General features: G+C 66.7%; 18 protein-coding genes. All 18 read left to right on the forward strand.

The annotated features are described in order from the left end of the window. Positions 1-418 precede the first annotated feature (418 nt). The 18 genes from VNM24_17195 to VNM24_17280 all read left to right on the forward strand — a co-directional run bounded on the left by VNM24_17195 (position 419) and on the right by VNM24_17280 (position 15,402). A complete protein-coding gene (locus VNM24_17195) occupies positions 419-781 on the forward strand; it encodes an SPW repeat protein (protein HWQ40317.1) in 363 nt (120 codons plus the stop codon). A 400-nt stretch (positions 782-1,181) separates the two neighbouring features. Continuing rightward, the gene (gene hemA / locus VNM24_17200; protein HWQ40318.1) at positions 1,182-2,438 is read left to right on the forward strand and encodes a glutamyl-tRNA reductase; all 1,257 of its coding nucleotides are present in this window, start codon (positions 1,182-1,184) and stop codon (positions 2,436-2,438) included. Further along, positions 2,435-3,517, forward strand: coding sequence for a peptide chain release factor 1 (prfA, locus tag VNM24_17205; GenBank protein ID HWQ40319.1), 1,083 nt, complete (start codon positions 2,435-2,437; stop codon positions 3,515-3,517). Before hemA ends, prfA begins: the two co-directional genes overlap by 4 nt. Positions 3,518-3,525: 8 nt before the next feature. After that, complete coding sequence (gene prmC / locus VNM24_17210) at positions 3,526-4,380, forward strand: peptide chain release factor N(5)-glutamine methyltransferase (protein HWQ40320.1); 855 nt, start codon at positions 3,526-3,528, stop codon at positions 4,378-4,380. A 101-nt stretch (positions 4,381-4,481) separates the two neighbouring features. Beyond that, positions 4,482-4,790 carry a Grx4 family monothiol glutaredoxin gene (gene grxD, locus VNM24_17215; protein ID HWQ40321.1) on the forward strand — a complete coding sequence of 103 codons (309 nt, stop codon included), beginning with the start codon at positions 4,482-4,484 and terminating at the stop codon, positions 4,788-4,790. 64 nt (positions 4,791-4,854) lie between these two features. After that, complete coding sequence (locus tag VNM24_17220) at positions 4,855-6,015, forward strand: acyl-CoA dehydrogenase family protein (protein ID HWQ40322.1); 1,161 nt, start codon at positions 4,855-4,857, stop codon at positions 6,013-6,015. 21 nt (positions 6,016-6,036) lie between these two features. Beyond that, positions 6,037-6,339, forward strand: coding sequence for a hypothetical protein (locus VNM24_17225; protein HWQ40323.1), 303 nt, complete (start codon positions 6,037-6,039; stop codon positions 6,337-6,339). Further along, positions 6,326-6,631 (forward strand): SH3-like domain-containing protein, encoded by a 306-nt coding sequence (locus tag VNM24_17230; protein HWQ40324.1) that lies wholly within the window; start codon positions 6,326-6,328, stop codon positions 6,629-6,631. The genes VNM24_17225 and VNM24_17230 overlap by 14 nt, the downstream gene beginning before the upstream one ends. A 2-nt stretch (positions 6,632-6,633) precedes the next feature. Further along, complete coding sequence (gene nthA / locus VNM24_17235) at positions 6,634-7,278, forward strand: nitrile hydratase subunit alpha (protein HWQ40325.1); 645 nt, start codon at positions 6,634-6,636, stop codon at positions 7,276-7,278. A gap of 179 nt (positions 7,279-7,457) precedes the next feature. Further along, complete coding sequence (locus VNM24_17240; protein HWQ40326.1) at positions 7,458-8,636, forward strand: CaiB/BaiF CoA-transferase family protein; 1,179 nt, start codon at positions 7,458-7,460, stop codon at positions 8,634-8,636. 77 nt (positions 8,637-8,713) lie between these two features. Further along, positions 8,714-9,892 carry a class I SAM-dependent methyltransferase gene (locus tag VNM24_17245; protein ID HWQ40327.1) on the forward strand — a complete coding sequence of 393 codons (1,179 nt, stop codon included), beginning with the start codon at positions 8,714-8,716 and terminating at the stop codon, positions 9,890-9,892. Between the two features lie 5 nt (positions 9,893-9,897). Then, positions 9,898-10,530: a histidine phosphatase family protein gene (locus VNM24_17250; protein HWQ40328.1), complete on the forward strand. Its 633-nt coding sequence runs from the start codon at positions 9,898-9,900 to the stop codon at positions 10,528-10,530. A gap of 105 nt (positions 10,531-10,635) precedes the next feature. Continuing rightward, positions 10,636-10,947: a hypothetical protein gene (locus VNM24_17255; protein ID HWQ40329.1), complete on the forward strand. Its 312-nt coding sequence runs from the start codon at positions 10,636-10,638 to the stop codon at positions 10,945-10,947. Positions 10,948-11,020: 73 nt separating this feature from the next. After that, positions 11,021-12,331: a hypothetical protein gene (locus VNM24_17260; protein HWQ40330.1), complete on the forward strand. Its 1,311-nt coding sequence runs from the start codon at positions 11,021-11,023 to the stop codon at positions 12,329-12,331. A 61-nt stretch (positions 12,332-12,392) separates the two neighbouring features. Further along, entirely contained in the window at positions 12,393-13,301 is a 909-nt protein-coding gene (locus VNM24_17265; GenBank protein ID HWQ40331.1) for a zinc ABC transporter substrate-binding protein, read from the forward strand. Between the two features lie 176 nt (positions 13,302-13,477). Continuing rightward, positions 13,478-14,245, forward strand: a complete 768-nt coding sequence (locus tag VNM24_17270; GenBank protein ID HWQ40332.1) for a metal ABC transporter permease — start codon at positions 13,478-13,480, stop codon at positions 14,243-14,245. Positions 14,246-14,438: 193 nt separating this feature from the next. Continuing rightward, a complete protein-coding gene (locus tag VNM24_17275) occupies positions 14,439-15,113 on the forward strand; it encodes a hypothetical protein (protein ID HWQ40333.1) in 675 nt (224 codons plus the stop codon). Beyond that, the gene (locus VNM24_17280) at positions 15,070-15,402 is read left to right on the forward strand and encodes a hypothetical protein (protein HWQ40334.1); all 333 of its coding nucleotides are present in this window, start codon (positions 15,070-15,072) and stop codon (positions 15,400-15,402) included. Before VNM24_17275 ends, VNM24_17280 begins: the two co-directional genes overlap by 44 nt. Positions 15,403-15,407: the final 5 nt, after the last annotated feature.

Below are 15,407 nucleotides of genomic sequence, written 5' to 3' on the forward strand. Positions count from 1 at the left end.
CTAGCAAGCCCGCCTGATTGCCCTCCGAAGGGATCGCGAGTTCTTCCGCAAGAGCAGTCCGGTCACCTGGCTCAATCAGATTTTTGAGCGAGATCTCCGCGGTATTCGCACCGCACTTCATTTCCGCGATGGTGCCCCGCGCGCCGCGCTCCAATGGATCCGGCGGTCAGCCCTTCGGCAGGGCGCGCTTTTCGGTCGTCTGCTTCCGATAACCCGACGCCCCCCGGAACCCGCACGCCGCTGAGCGATCAAAAACCTTGCAAAGGTACCCGGATGACCCGAGGCCAGGTCGGGCCCAGCCGCTCATCCGGAGTGCGTGCGCCCCGCAAGCTCCGGGGCGCCAGTTCGGTTGGCGGCTGTCCTCTGGTTCGCCTCGCCTCGCGGTCGGACGCAGACCGTTTAGGAGGAGGTGAAGCCTATGTTCAAGTCCATCAAGCATTGGCAGGATCCGGTGAATTTCATTCTCGGGTTGTGGCTGATCGCCTCCCCCTGGGTTCTTGGACATCGGGCGGAAGCGAGCCCGACCTGGAACGCGGTGATTTTGGGGATCGCCGTCGCGGTGATCGCCCTGATCGCGTTCTTCCGGGTCATGGCCTGGGAGGAATGGCTCAATGCCGCGTTCGGGGTCTGGCTCGCGATCTCTCCCTGGGTCCTTGGCTTTAGCGCGCTCGCCTCGGCGACCGCCAACGCCGTCATCGTCGGCGTAGTCGTCGCAGTGCTCGCGCTGTGGACGCTGGGGACCGACAAGGACATCGGGGGTTGGTGGAGCCCGGCCACCTAGAACAACCTGCACCGGCGCGCGGGGGTATTCCGATCGGCAGGGAGTATCCCCGCTGTTTTCTTCGTTTTCTCGATTCGGGGCTCTGCGGACTGGCACGGTCCGCGTAACGAGCGCCCTGCAGTTCGGCGCAGGGCGGGCGCGAACGGCCTGAGCTTCCGAACCCGGCTCGCGAGCCCGTCGCGGCTCGCTTTCCCATCGCCCTGCGCGTCAGGGTCGCTTTCCATGCGGCCTGCGCTGCCCCCGGATGAGCCCTGCGGGGCGAGGCATGTGTTTTCAAATGCAGTGAGCACGCAGCGGCTGCGGCGTGCTCTGGGACGACTCGGCCGGCGCTCGGGAGCTGGCGCATCCTGCCTTATAATTTAGGCGCTTACCGTCGATCGACCGCCCGCCACCGCACTCGATGCAGCAGCTCTTCGCCTTCGGCGTCAACCACCACACCGCGCCGCTGGACGTGCGCGAACAGGTGACGTTCGGCCCGGACATCCTGAACCATGCGCTGCGCGATCTGGTCGAGCATGAACCGGTCAAGGAAGCCGCGATCATTTCCACCTGTAATCGCACCGAGGTCTACTGCAACACCAGCGAGCCGTACCGGGCGGTCGACTGGCTGGCACGCTTTCATCACCTGAAAACCGGCGCGCTCGAACCCTTCATCTATCGGCTGCCCCGCGAACGCGCGGTTCAGCATGCCTTCCGCGTGGCCAGCGGGCTCGACTCGATGGTGATCGGCGAGCCGCAGATCCTGGGCCAGATGAAGGAGGCGGTGCGCAGCGCCGAGCAGGCAGGCACGCTGGGCACGGTGCTACACAAGCTCTTCCAGTCGACCTTCTCGGTGGCCAAGGAAGTCCGGACGCACACCGACATCGGCGCCAGCTCGGTGTCGATGGCCGCCGCGGCGGTAAAGCTCGCCGAGCGCATCTACCCGAGCATCCACGAGCAGCGGGTGCTGTTCATCGGCGCGGGCGAGATGATCGACCTGTGCGCCACGCACTTCGCGGCCAAGGCACCGCGCGCGATGACTTTCGCCAATCGCACGCAGGAGCGCGCGCTGGAGCTGACCGGTCGCTTCGGCGGCGCTGGCATCACGCTGAACGAGCTCCCCGAGCAGCTCGCGCTGCACGACATCGTCGTGTCCTGTACGGCCTCGCCCCTGCCGATCCTGGGCAAGGGCATGATCGAGCGCGCCGTCCGCGCGCGGCGGCACCGGCCCATGCTGATGATCGACCTCGCCGTGCCGCGCGACATCGAAGCGGAGGCCGGCGAGCTGGACGATATCTTTCTCTACAGCGTGGACGATCTGGGCAAGATCGTCCAGGAAGGACTCGACGTGCGCCAGGCCGCCGTGGCACAGGCGGAGGCCATCATCAATGCCGGCGTGCACGACTTCATGCACTGGCTGGAAGCGCGCGAGGTGGTCCCCGCCATCCGCGCCTTGCGCGACCACGCCGAGCGCATGCGCCGGCACGAGGTGGAGCGGGCGCTCAAGCTCCTGGGCAAGGGCGATGACCCGCAGAAGGTGCTGGAGCAGCTCTCGCACGCGCTGACCAACAAGCTGCTGCACGGGCCGACCAGCGCGCTCAATCGCGCCGAAGCGAAGGAGCGTGAAACGCTGGTGGCGGCTGTGGCGCGGCTCTACCAGGTCAATCTTCCGGAATGAAACCCTCGATCGCTTCCAAGCTGGCGCAGCTCGCCGCCAGACTGGAAGAACTGAACAGGCTGTTGTCGTCCGAGGATGCCACCCGCGACATGGACAGCTATCGCCGGCTCACGCGCGAGCACGCGGAGATCGCGCCGATAGTCGAGCTGTACAACGCCTACCGCAAGAGCGAACAGGACATCGCCTCGGCCCAAACCCTGGCCGGCGACGCGGAGATGCGGGAGCTGGCGGAGGCGGAGATCCGCGAAGGCAAGGCCAGGCTGGAGCGGCTCGAAGCCGAGCTGCAGCGTCAGCTTCTGCCGCGCGATCCGAATGACGAGCGCAATATCTTTCTCGAGATCCGTGCCGGCACGGGCGGCGACGAGTCGGCGCTCTTTGCGGGGGACCTCTTTCGCATGTACGCGCGCTATGCCGAACGCCAGGGCTGGCGAGTGGAGATCGTGTCTCAGAATCCTTCGGAACTGGGCGGCTACAAGGAAATCATCGCGAAGATCATCGGCCAGGGCGCTTATTCGAAGCTGAAGTTCGAGTCCGGCGTGCACCGCGTGCAGCGCGTGCCCGCGACGGAGGCGCAGGGGCGCATCCACACCAGCACCTGCACGGTGGCGGTTCTGCCCGAGGCCGACGAGATCGCGGAGGTCGTGCTCAACCCCGCGGAGCTGCGCATCGACACGTTCCGCTCTTCCGGGGCGGGCGGCCAACACGTCAACAAGACCGATTCGGCCGTGCGCGTGACCCATCTGCCTACCGGCATCGTGGTGGAGTGCCAGGAGGATCGTTCGCAGCACAAGAACAAGGCGCAGGCGCTGGCGATCCTCGCCGCGCGCATCCGCGACCGGCAATTGCGCGAGCAGCAGGCGAAGGAAGCGGCGACCCGACGCTCGCAGGTGGGCACCGGCGACCGCTCCGAGCGCATCCGAACCTACAATTTTCCCCAGGGCCGGGTGACCGATCACCGCATCAACCTGACCTTGTACAAGATCCAGCAGATCATGGACGGCGATCTGGAGGATCTGATCGGGGGGCTTGTGGCCGAACACCAGGCCGGGCAGCTCGCCGAGCTGGCGGCGACCGCTTGAGCACGGGCGTGCCGACGCCGGACACCGCGACCTGCGCCGCACTGACCGTCGCCCAGGCCTTGGCCGCGGCGGGGATCGAACGGCGCGAGGCCGGCTATCTGTTGCAGGCGGTCACGGGTGCGTCTGCAGCCCGCCTGGCCGCACATCCAGAGTGGCCGCTGCCGCCCAGCCAGGCGCGGCGCTTCGCCGAACTGGCGGCGCGGCGCCGGCACGGCGAGCCGATCGCCTACCTGGTGGGGCATCGGGAGTTCTACGGATCGGAGTTCGAAGTGAACCCGGCCGTGCTGATTCCGCGCCCGGAAACCGAACGGCTGGTGGAACTCGCCCTGGAGCGGCTTGCGCCCCCCACACCGGCAAGGGTGCTCGATCTGGGAACTGGCAGCGGAGCCATAGCGCTCACCATCGCGGCGTTGCGCCCGCGGGCGCAGGTGGTCGCGGTCGACGTTTCGGACGAGGCACTTGCCGTGGCCGGGCGCAACCGGGCTCGGCTGGTCCCCGAGCGGTCGCGCGTGCAACTGGAGCAGAGCGACTGGTTCGGCGCCCTGGGCGGGAAGCGTTTCGACCTCATCGTCGCCAACCCACCTTACGTCGCCGCCGACGATCCGCATCTGCATCAGGGTGATCTGCGCTTCGAGCCGAAGCAGGCGCTCGTCGGCGGAGAAGATGGGCTCGAAGCGATCCGGCGCATCGTCGCGGAGGCTCCCGGCCACCTGGTTGCCGGCGGCTGGCTCCTGTTCGAGCACGGCTATGACCAGGCGCAGGCCTGCCGGGAGCTGTTGCGCATCGCCGGTTTTCGCGAGCTGGTCGCGGAGAAGGATCTCGCCGGGCAGCCGCGCATCGCCGGCGGGCGGTTGACTGGGTGACGAGTGGCTGGCTACCATGCCCTGGAGTCAGCGGACATTTTCGCGCTCTGCGGTTCGCGACCGGCAGCGATCTCAAGGAGCGCACAAACCGAGGCATAACCATGGACGTCAAGGAAGTCATCAGGAAACAAGTCACGGAGAATCCGGTCGTGCTGTACATGAAGGGCACGCCGGAGGCGCCGATGTGCGGTTTTTCCGCGGCCGCCGTACAGATTCTCGAAGCCTGCGGCGCGGAGCAGGTGGCCACGGTCAACGTGCTGGAGGATCCGCAAATCCGTCAAGGCATCAAGGAATACTCCAATTGGCCGACCATTCCGCAGCTCTACGTCCGCGGCGAATTCATCGGCGGTGCGGACATCATGCGCGAGATGTACCAGTCGGGCGAACTGCAGAAGCTGCTCGGCAAGTGAGCCTCGAAGTCGCACCGCGCAAGGGCTGGCATCCGCCAGCCCTTTTCGTTTCTGTGCCGCAGCCATGAACGGGCGGCGCGAGGAGTCGCACGACCATATCCGGTCGGCGGTGCGCGCGCTGTGCGCACGCTTCCCCGCGGAGTACTGGCGCGAGCTCGACGAAACGCGCGCCTATCCCGAAGCGTTCGTGCAGGCGCTCACCGAAGCGGGCTGGCTCGCTGCGCTGATCCCCGAGGAGTATGGCGGTGCCGGGCTCGGCGTGACCGAAGCGTCGGTGGTGCTCGAGGAGATCAATCGCTCGGGCGGCAATGCCGGCGCGTGCCATGCGCAGATGTACGTCATGGGAACGCTGCTGCGCCACGGCTCCCCCGAGCAGAAGCGCCAATATCTGCCCGAAATCGCAGCCGGGCGTTTGCGCCTGCAGTCCTTCGCCGTGACCGAACCGACCACGGGCTCGGATACCACGAGGCTGAAGACCACGGCGATCCGGCGCGCTGACCGCTACATCGTGAATGGCCAGAAAGTCTGGACCTCGCGCGTGCAGCATTCGGACTTGATGCTCCTGCTGGCGCGCACCACGCCCCTGGAGCAGATCCAGAAGAAATCCGACGGGCTTTCGGTGTTCCTGGTCGATCTGCGGACGGTGGGCAAGAGCATGGTCGTGCGTCCGATCCGCAACATGCCCAATCACGAGACCAACGAAGTCTTCTTCGACAATCTCGAAGTGCCGGCGCAGAACCTGATCGGCGAGGAAGGCCGCGGCTTTCGCTATATCCTCGACAGCATGAACGTCGAGCGTATCTTGATCGCCGCGGAGTGCGTGGGCGACGGCTACTGGTTCGTGGACAAGGCCACCCGCTACGCGGCCGATCGCGTGGTCTTCGGCCGGCCGATCGGGCAGAATCAGGGCGTGCAGTTCCCCATCGCCCGTGCTTACGTCAACGTCGAGGCCGCGAACCTCATGCGTTTTCGCGCGGCCGAGTTGTTCGACGACGACAGACCCTGTGCGGCTGAGGCGAACATGGCGAAGATGCTCGCCGCGGATGCCTCATGGGAAGCCGCCAATGTGTGCCTGCAGACGCACGGCGGTTTCGGTTTCGCGGCCGAGTACGACGTGGAGCGCAAGTTCCGCGAGACGCGGCTCTACCAGGTGGCGCCCGTCTCGACCAATCTGATCCTGGCCTATATCGCCGAGCACGTGCTCGGTCTGCCGCGCTCGTATTGACCGCGGCCTATAATCGCGGTCATGCGCTCGCATCACGACATGGGCGGACTGCCGGCGGGACCCGTGGAACCGACCGAGCACGACTACGCACTGTGGGAAAAGCGCGTCGACGCGCTGCTGGTGCTGCTGACCCGCAAGGGGCTGATGACGGTCGACGAGCTGCGCCGCAATATCGAGAGCCTGGGTGCGGACGCCTACGACAAGCTGAGCTATTACGAGCGCTGGATCTATTCGATCACGCAGACCTTGATCCAGCGCGGAGTCATCACCGTCGACGAACTGGGACGCCGGATGGAGGAGGCAAAGCGGCGTGGCGCAGGTTGAAGAGTTCGCGCCGCGCTTCAGGCCGGGCGACCGGGTGGCGGTTCGGGCCGCCTATCCCATCGGCCATGTGCGCACGCCCTTCTACATCCGCGGCAAGCGCGGCGTGATCGAGCGATTCTGCGGCGTCTTTGGCAATCCGGAGGAGCTGGCCTACGGGCGCTCGGGCCTGCCGAAGCAGCCCCTGTACCGCGTGCGTTTTCTGCAGCGCGAAGTATGGCCGGGGTATGAGGGCCACGCCGCCGACAGCGTCGACGTCGAGATCTATCAACACTGGCTGGAGCCCACGGAATAACCATGCCGCACGACCACCATCATCCGCACGGCCAGGCGCAGGCACAGCACAATGCGCCGCGTCCGGACCTGGACGACACGATCACCGAGTGGCGCGCCATGGAGATCGCGGTGCGCGAGCTGCTGATCGACAAGGGAATTCTCAGCGCGGAGGACATCCGCCGGCAGGTCGAGGACATGGACGCGCGCACTCCGGCGCTGGGCGCGAAAGTGATCGCGCGCGCCTGGGTGGACCCGGAGTTCAAACGCCTGCTGCTGACCGACGGCAACGCCGCGTGTGAGGCGCTCGGCCTGGAGCGCGGCCCCTACAAGCTGGTGGTGGTGGAAAACACCGACGAGGTCCATAACGTGATCGTCTGCACCCTGTGCTCGTGCTATCCGCGCTGGCTGCTCGGGCTGCCGCCCGACTGGTACAAGAGCCGCGCCTACCGTTCCCGCGTGGTGAGCGAACCGCGCACCGTGCTGAGGGAATTCGGCACGATCATCCCGGACGATGTCGTGGTGCGCGTGCACGATTCCACGGCCGACATGCGCTACCTGGTGCTGCCGCGCCGGCCGCAGCACACCGAGGGCTGGTCGGAGGAGAAACTCGCCGCGCTGGTCACCCGCGATGCCATGATCGGAGTGGCTTGCCCGAAGTCCTCCTGAGCGCGGTGACCGCAAAGCACTGGGGAAGTGGGCTGTGGTCCAGCCAGCCGCTGCGCAGCCGTCGCGCAGGATTGCTTGTTCGCCGCACCGCCCTTGGCCCAAGGTCGCTCTTCTCTTCGATGCAGGTCATTTCCCCGGGTTCCTTCGCGGCCTTCGTGGCCAATGAGGAGTAGTTTCTGATGCTGCCTCTGGAGGGAATCACCGTCGTCTCGCTGGAACAGGCCGTGGCCGCACCGTTTACCACACGCCAGCTCGCGGACCTCGGCGCCCGGGTGATCAAGATCGAACGCCCCGGGGTCGGCGATTTCGCGCGCGGCTACGATCAGACAGTACTCGGACAATCATCGCACTTCGTGTGGCTGAACCGCTCGAAGGAAAGCCTGACGCTCGACGTCAAACATCCGTCAGCCGGCGAAGTGCTGTGGCGCCTGATCGCACGGGCGGATGTTTTCGTGCAGAACCTGGTGCCCGGCGCCGCGGCGAGGCTGGGACTCTCCTCGGATGAACTGCTCGGCAGAAATCCACGGCTGGTGGTCTGCAATATCTCGGGTTACGGGCCGGATGGCCCCTACAGCCTGAAGAAGGCCTACGACCTGCTGATTCAATGCGAATCGGGCGTGGTCTCCGTCACCGGCACGCCGGAAACGCCTTCCAAGGCCGGCATCTCGATCGCGGACATCGCGGCGGGCATGTACGGCTACACCGGCATCTTGACCGGACTGTACCAGCGCGAGAAGACCGGGCATGGCACGGCATTCGACGTCTCGATGTTCGAAGCGTTGGGCGAATGGATGGGCTATCCCGCCTACTTCGCGAACTACGGCGGCACCCCTCCGCCGCGCACCGGTGCGGCCCACGCGACGATTCACCCCTACGGTCCGTTTCCCGCGGGGGACGGCAAGACGGTGTTTCTCGGCATCCAGAACGAGCGCGAATGGGCGAGTTTCTGCGCCAGCGTGCTCGAACGGCCGGAGCTGGCCACCGATGCGCGGTTCGACTCCAACAGCCGGCGTGTGGCCAACCGCGAAGCGCTCACCGCAATCATCGTGTCGGCTTTCTCGCGCCTGAGTGCCCGGCAGGTCCTCGACCGACTGGAACTGGCCCAGATCGCCTCCGCGCGCTTGAACGACATGAAGGAGTTCTGGGCGCACCCGCAACTGCAGGCGCGCCGCCGGTGGCGCTCGGTCGACACGCCCAACGGCACGATACGGGCACTCGTTCCGCCGGTCACGATGCGCCACGTGGAGTACCGCATGGACCCCGTTCCCGCGGTCGGGCAGCATACGCAAGCGATCCTGCGCGAGCTGGGATTCGACCAGGCTTTCATCTCGCGGCTGGCGACCGAGAACGCGATCTGATTGCTCCTGGTGGGTCAACCCGGCGTCGAACTTTCCTGTATTTGCGTGTCCGTGTGGTTGATCCGAACATTTCGCGATTGCCGAAACTGATCCTCAAGCCGGGGCGGGAGAAGTCGCTGCTGCGCCGACACCCCTGGATATTCTCCGGCGCAGTGCAGCGCGTCGAAGGCGATCCGCAGCCGGGAGAAACCGTCGCGATCCTGGCGCACGACGACGAATTCCTCGCCTCCGCAGCCTGGAGCCCGGCGTCGCAGATCGCGGCCCGCGTCTGGAGCTTCGATCCCGCCGAGCGCATCGACGCGGGCTTCTTCGAGCGCCGCATCCGCGCCGCGATCAAGGCGCGCCCGGCCACGACAGGTGCAGGGGCCATGCGATTGATCAACGCCGAATCCGACGGCCTGCCGGGGCTGGTGGTCGATCGCTACGGGCGCGTGGCGGTCCTGCAGGCAACGAGCGCGGGCGCGGCCGTCTGGAAGCGCGCCATCGCCGACGCACTGCTGGCGCAAGCCTCCGTGGACCGCATCTACGAGCGTTCGGACAGCGACGTCATGGAACTGGAAGGTCTGGCCCCGAGCACCGGTTGGCTGCACGGCGGTGGCGCGACGCGGTTGCAGATCGAGGAATGCGGACTGCGTTTCATCGTCGACATCGCCCGCGGCCACAAGACCGGCTTCTATTTGGACCAGCGCGAGAACCGCGACTTCGTCGGCCGCCTCGCCGCCGGGCGGGAAGTACTGAACTGCTTCGGCTACACGGGCGGCTTCGCCGTTCATGCGCTCGCGCACGCAGCGGTCTCGGTGCTGTCGATCGAGTCGTCCGCCGAAGCCATCGCCCTGGCAGCCGAGAACGTCGCTCTCAACGGGTTTGCGGCGGACAAGGCGCAGTGGCTGGAAGCGGATGTCTTCCGCCAGCTGCGCGAACTGCGCGACGCGCAGAGACTCTTCGACCTCATCGTGCTCGACCCGCCGAAATTCGCGCCGACCCCGGCGACGGCGGAGCGCGCCGCGCGCGGCTACAAGGACATCAATCTGCTCGCGTTCAAGCTGCTGCGCCCGGGCGGTCTGCTCGCGACCTTCTCCTGTTCGGGCGGCATTTCGCGCGACCTGTTTCAGAAGATCGTGGCCGGCGCCGCGGTGGACGCCGGTGTCGATGCGGTCATCCTTCGCCGCTTCGAGGCGGCCGCCGATCATCCCGTGAGCCTGCATTTTCCCGAGGGCGAGTACCTCAAGGGCTTGCTCTGCCGCAAAGGGCTGTGACGCGAATGCGCACCGAATTTCTGCTGGTCCGCCACGGCGAGACGGCCTGGAACGCCGAACAGCGCATACAGGGGCATCTGGACAGCCCGCTCAACGACGAGGGGCTCGCGCAGGCGCTGCTCCTGGGCGAACGGCTCGGGCAGGAACGTTTCGATCATTTCTACTCGAGCGATCTGGGGCGCGCGCTGCAGACCGCGCAGCCGATTGCCGATCGCAGCGGCCGGCGGCCCGTCCCCGACCCGGCGCTGCGCGAACGCAATCTCGGCGTGTTCCAGGGACTCACCGGGCCGGAATGCCAGCAGCGCTATCCCCAGGACTACGCACGCTTTCACCAACGAGACCCGGATCACGCCATGCCCGGCGGCGAAAGCATTCGCCAGGTTTCCGCGCGCGTGTCGCGGCTGCTGCAAGACCTGGCGTCACGACACCGCGGAGCGCGCATCCTCGTGGTGACTCATGGCGGCGTGCTCGACGCTGCCTACCGGTTCGTCAACGCCGTGCCGCTCGACCGGCCGCGCGATTTCCCGATCTACAACGCGAGCGTGAACCGGGTGGAGTACGATGGGGTGCGGTGGCGCGTCACCGTCTGGGGCGACATCTCCCATCTGACGCGCGACGCGGCGCTCGACGATTTCTAGCAATTCGAGGGTGCGCCCGATCGCGTTCTTCGCTTCTTCGGCAGGCGAGTCCCTTGACGCTCCGTCCGACCGCGGGCTAGATTCACCACCCAAACGCCGACAACAATGACGAGACTGCGCCGCGCGCTCTCACTGCTGCTGCCGCTCCTGCTGCTGCTCGCTCAGCACGGCGCGCTGGCACATCTCGTCTCGCATCTGGACCCGGACCAGACGCCGGCGCACGAAAGAACGCTGGTCCATCTCAAGCTCTGCGGCAAGTGCATCGGCGCAGAGAAGCTCACCCATCTGGCCGCCGCCAGGGTTCCGGCGGCTCTCGGCAACGGCGCAGTCTATTCGCCGGCGGTCGTTGCCGGATACGCCTGCACGCCGCAGGCATGGTTCGGCTACTCCAGCCGCGCTCCTCCGAGCGTCCTCTGACCGTTTGACGCAGTCCGCTCGCGCGCATCGGCGCCCGGGCGTGTTTCGTTTCGGATCAAAGGAGACATTCCCGATGTTCAGGAGGACCATCGTGGCGGCCGCAGTCGCCGCCATTGCCATGCCTGGTGCCGCTCGGGCGCAGGAGGCGCAGACCGCGGTTTCGCAGCAGAGCATTCCCGCTTACGGGCGCAAGCCGATCGTGCCGGAGGCGGCGTTCAATCCGGCCATCTCCCTTATTCTCGACGGCAAGTACCGCAACCTGGAGCGCGAGCCCGATACTTACCAGATCGGCGGATTCATTCCCGCCGGCGGCCACGAGGAAGACGGACACGGGCACGGCGCCGGGCCGGGAGAGCGGGGTTTCGGCATCGACGAGTCGGAACTCACGATCTCGGCCAACATCGACCCATACTTCACCGGCTACTTCACCGCCGCGGTGACCGGCGAGAACGAGGTCGAGGTCGAGGAAGCCTTTGTCCAGAACAGCGGCTGGCTGCCGGGATTCACGATCAAGGCCGGCCGCTACTTCGGCGCCTTCGGCTACCAGAACGAGCAGCACGCCCACGTCTGGGACTTCGTCGATCTTCCACTCGTGCATCAGGCCTTCTTCGGTGGACAGTTCACCGACGACGGCGTGCAGGTGCGTTATGTCGCGCCCACGCCGATCTTTCTCGAAGCGGGCTTCGAAGGCGGCAGAGGAGCGAACTTCCCGGGTGCCGACCGCGAGAAGAACGGCTTCAATGGCGGCGGGGTGTTCGTGCATGTGGGCGGCGATGTGGGAGCGAGCCACAGCTACCGGGTCGGAGCCTCGTATCGCAAGCTCGGCGCGGCGGAGCGGACCTATGACGACGTCGATTCCGCGGGCACCGAAGTCGAGAATGCCTTCGAAGGCGAGAGCAAGCTATGGGGTCTGGACTTCGTCTGGAAATGGGCGCCCGACGGCGACCCCGCGGTGCGCAACTTCAAGTTCCAGGCGGAGTACTTCCAGCGCAAGGAGGACGGAACGCTCGCCTTCGACCTGGAAGACGCCACCGGGCTTGGCACGCCCTCGGACAGCTACTCAAGCAAGCAGAAGGGCTGGTACGTACAGGGCGTCTATCAGTTCATGCCGCGCTGGCGTGCGGGGGCGCGCTACGACCAGCTCGACTCGGGAACGGTCGACGTCGGACTGGTCGCAAACGGCATCCTGACCGCAGCGGACTTCCCGGTTCTGGCGGGGCACAAGCCGAAGCGCACATCGGCGATGGTGGACTTCTCGCCTTCGGAGTTCTCGCGCCTGCGCGTGCAGTTCTCGCAGGACAAAGCGCGCTTCGACGAAAAGGACAGGCAGATCTTCGTGCAGTACGTCATGAGCCTCGGCGCGCACGGTGCGCACAAGTTCTAGACGCGTACATGGCGGCCGTCCGGAGTGATCCGGAGGGCCGCCTGCCATGGAGAGAAGACGAATGAACCGCTTTCTGGCATTGCTGGCGCTCGCGCTCTATCTCGGGTTGCCGGCGGCGGCCGCCGCGAAGATCGATGTCTTCGCCTGCGTGCCGGAATGGGCGTCGCTCGCGCAGGAGCTGGGCGGGGACAAGGTGTCGGTCTATCAAGCGACTACCGCCAGGCAGGATCCGCACCGCGTCGAGGCGCGCCCCAGCCTGGTGGCGCGCATGCGCAGCGCGGATCTCATCGTGTGCACCGGCGCGGACCTGGAAGTGGGCTGGCTTCCGGTGCTGCTGCAGACTTCCGGCAACAGGAAGGTGCAGCGCGGTCAGCCGGGACATTTCCTGGCTGCGGACTTCGTCGACAAGCTCGAGGTCCCGACCGTGCTCGACCGCGCGGAAGGCGACATCCACCCGCAGGGCAACCCGCACATCCAGCTCAATCCGCACCACATCGCCAAGGTCGCCGCCGAGTTGTCCAGGCGCCTTGCGCAGATCGACCCGGCCAATGCCGTCTACTACGCAGCGCGCGGTGAGGATTTCCAGAAGCGGTGGCGCGAAGCGATCCGGCGCTGGGAGCATGAGGCCGCCGGGCTGAAGGCCCTGCGCTTGGTCGGCTACCACAAGGGCGCAACCTATCTGTGCGACTGGCTCGGGATGAAGGAAGTGGCGAACCTTGAACCCAAGCCGGGCATGCCACCCAGCGCGGCCCATCTGGCAAGCCTGCTGTCCAGCCTGCAATCGCAACCGGCCGATGCGATCATTCGCATGGCATACAACGATCCGAAGGCGCCGCAATGGCTGTCCCAGCGCACCGGGATCCCGGTGGTGGAACTGCCCTTCACCGTGGGCGGGACGCCGGCGGCGAAGGATCTGTTCGGCCTGTTCGACGACACCCTTGCGCGGCTGCGCAAGGCCACCGGCCGCTAGAAGGCGAAAACCGGACCGAATCACCAAAGCAGGATGAAAGACCGGTGACAACGTGAACCAACATTCGGCACTGCACGCCAAGGTTCTCGCGGATCGCGTGCTCCCCCGGCACGTCCGGTTCGCTTACAGGCTTTCGCGGTGTCCTGTGCCCTCATGGTGTCGAATCCGGCCCTCGAATGGCTGAACTGGAGCTGAGCATCCTGATTCCGGCGCTGCTCGCCGGTCTGCTGGTGACAGCGACCCACGTGCCGCTGGGCATGCAGGTGCTCGCGCGCGGCATCGTGTTCATCGACATCGCGATCGCGCAGATCGCCGGCGTGGGCGTGATCGCAGCCGACCTGCTCGGCTTCGAGCCGCGCGGCTTCGCCGTGCAGCTCTCCGCTTTGAGCGCGGCGCTGCTGGGTGCAGCCTTGCTCACCTGGACCGACAAGCGCTGGCCGCAAGCGCAGGAAGCGATCATCGGCTCGGTGTTCGTGCTGGCCGCCACCCTGGAAATCCTGCTGCTCGCCGGAAATCCTCACGGCGGCGAGTATCTGCGCGACATGCTGGTCGGTCAGATCCTCTGGGTGGGCACCGAGCAGCTGACCGTGGTTGCGATCCTCACGGCCGCCATTTGCCTGGTCTGGTTCGGTCTGGGCGAAGAGCGCATCGGCCGCATCGGCTTCTACGGCCTGTTCGGGCTGGCGGTCACCGCCTCGGTCCAGCTCGTCGGGATCTACCTCGTGTTCTCCAGCCTCATCATCCCCGCACTGGCGATGCGCAACGCGCAGACGCATCGGCTGCTGAAGGCCTATGCGATCGGCGCGCTCGGCTACGGTCTGGGCATTGTCGCTTCGGTGCTGACCGATCTGCCGACCGGTCCGGTGATCGTGTGGGCCATGGCGCTGATCGCGATCATCGCGAGCAGCCTGGAGAGATCCGCGCCGGCCGCGCCGTTGCGCTGATCCGCGGATTGCGTCCAGGCACTGCGGGCGCGGATCGCCGCGGCTTGCTTGGGCACGCCGCTGTAGCTATTCTTGCGCACCGGCCCGCTCGCTGCGGCGGGTCTCCCTCCCTTTCGCGCGCTCGATGACTCCCGGCAAGGTCGAAGGTTCAGAGGTGAGGCGCCGTCTCGCCCGCGAAGCGCAGGAGGCGGCGATGGCCTACGCCGATGGGCGCGCCGCGCAAGCCGAAGAGATCCTGCTGCGCGCCGTCGGCGAGCCGCTCGCGGACGCGACCTCTGCGCTGCCGTGGCTGATCCTGTTCGATCTCTACCGCGTGCAGGAACGCTGGGCGGATTTCGACGCGCTCGGAGAGCGCTACGGCGCGATCTTCGGCAAGCCGGCGCCGGACTATCTCCCGGACGACGAGCTGCCGCGCGATCTGCCGGCGCTACTGCGCCGGGGCGAAGCGGGCTATTGCGCGCTCCGCGGCGAACTGGGCGAGCCATCGGCGGCGCAGATCGAGGCGATCGGGCGTGCGGCGCAAACGCAGAGCGTCGTGCACGTGGACGCGAGCAGAGTCGATCGCTTGACCCCGCAAGGCTGTGCACTTTTGTCGCGGCAACTGCAAGCCGCCGTCTCCGGCGGCACCGGTGTGCTCGTCAGCGGAACCGCGCGGCTCGAGCGCCTGCTGCGCCGCACTGGATGCGACGCCGAAGGCCGCACCCTGCTGGCGCCTCCTGCTCGACCTGTACCGGGTGCAAGGACGGCAGAAGGCGTTCGAAAATACCGCCCTGGAGTATGCGCTGGCGGTCGAAGTCGAGCCGCCCCAATGGGAACCGCTCCTCGTGCCGGTCGTACGGCAGCGGATACCGGAGGAGCGCCGCGATGAACCGCGCTACGATGGACCGGAAGTGGTGCATCTGCAAGGCGAGATCTGCGGCGCGAACGATCCGCAACTGGCGGGGCTGCGGCGCTTCGCTCAGGGCAGAAAGTACGTCAACATCGATCTCGCCCGGACGAGCCGCATCGACCCCGGCGCCGCCGCGGCGCTGCGCGATACCGTGCGGGCGCTGAGTGGCCTCGGCAAGATCGTGCGCTTGCTCAAGCCCAATCGCCTCATCGGCGCTTTGCTGCGGGCACTGGGAATCGACGCGCATGCTTCGCTGATCGATCCGTAGAACCG

It is taken from the genome of Burkholderiales bacterium, assembly GCA_035560005.1.
GTDB lineage: Bacteria > Pseudomonadota > Gammaproteobacteria > Burkholderiales > Eutrophovitaceae > DASRFY01.

What these genes read in the sequence shown, in the direction of transcription:
- VNM24_17195 (HWQ40317.1), top strand. Translation starts at nt 419, where the DNA reads ATGTTCAAGTCCATCAAGCATTGGCAGGATCCGGTGAATTTCATTCTC.
- hemA (HWQ40318.1), top strand. Translation starts at nt 1,182, where the DNA reads ATGCAGCAGCTCTTCGCCTTCGGCGTCAACCACCACACCGCGCCGCTG.
- prfA (HWQ40319.1), top strand. Translation starts at nt 2,435, where the DNA reads ATGAAACCCTCGATCGCTTCCAAGCTGGCGCAGCTCGCCGCCAGACTG.
- grxD (HWQ40321.1), top strand. Translation starts at nt 4,482, where the DNA reads ATGGACGTCAAGGAAGTCATCAGGAAACAAGTCACGGAGAATCCGGTC.
- VNM24_17220 (HWQ40322.1), top strand. Translation starts at nt 4,855, where the DNA reads ATGAACGGGCGGCGCGAGGAGTCGCACGACCATATCCGGTCGGCGGTG.
- VNM24_17225 (HWQ40323.1), top strand. Translation starts at nt 6,037, where the DNA reads ATGCGCTCGCATCACGACATGGGCGGACTGCCGGCGGGACCCGTGGAA.
- nthA (HWQ40325.1), top strand. Translation starts at nt 6,634, where the DNA reads ATGCCGCACGACCACCATCATCCGCACGGCCAGGCGCAGGCACAGCAC.
- VNM24_17240 (HWQ40326.1), top strand. Translation starts at nt 7,458, where the DNA reads ATGCTGCCTCTGGAGGGAATCACCGTCGTCTCGCTGGAACAGGCCGTG.
- VNM24_17250 (HWQ40328.1), top strand. Translation starts at nt 9,898, where the DNA reads ATGCGCACCGAATTTCTGCTGGTCCGCCACGGCGAGACGGCCTGGAAC.
- VNM24_17255 (HWQ40329.1), top strand. Translation starts at nt 10,636, where the DNA reads ATGACGAGACTGCGCCGCGCGCTCTCACTGCTGCTGCCGCTCCTGCTG.
- VNM24_17260 (HWQ40330.1), top strand. Translation starts at nt 11,021, where the DNA reads ATGTTCAGGAGGACCATCGTGGCGGCCGCAGTCGCCGCCATTGCCATG.
- VNM24_17265 (HWQ40331.1), top strand. Translation starts at nt 12,393, where the DNA reads ATGAACCGCTTTCTGGCATTGCTGGCGCTCGCGCTCTATCTCGGGTTG.
- VNM24_17270 (HWQ40332.1), top strand. Translation starts at nt 13,478, where the DNA reads ATGGCTGAACTGGAGCTGAGCATCCTGATTCCGGCGCTGCTCGCCGGT.
- VNM24_17275 (HWQ40333.1), top strand. Translation starts at nt 14,439, where the DNA reads ATGGCCTACGCCGATGGGCGCGCCGCGCAAGCCGAAGAGATCCTGCTG.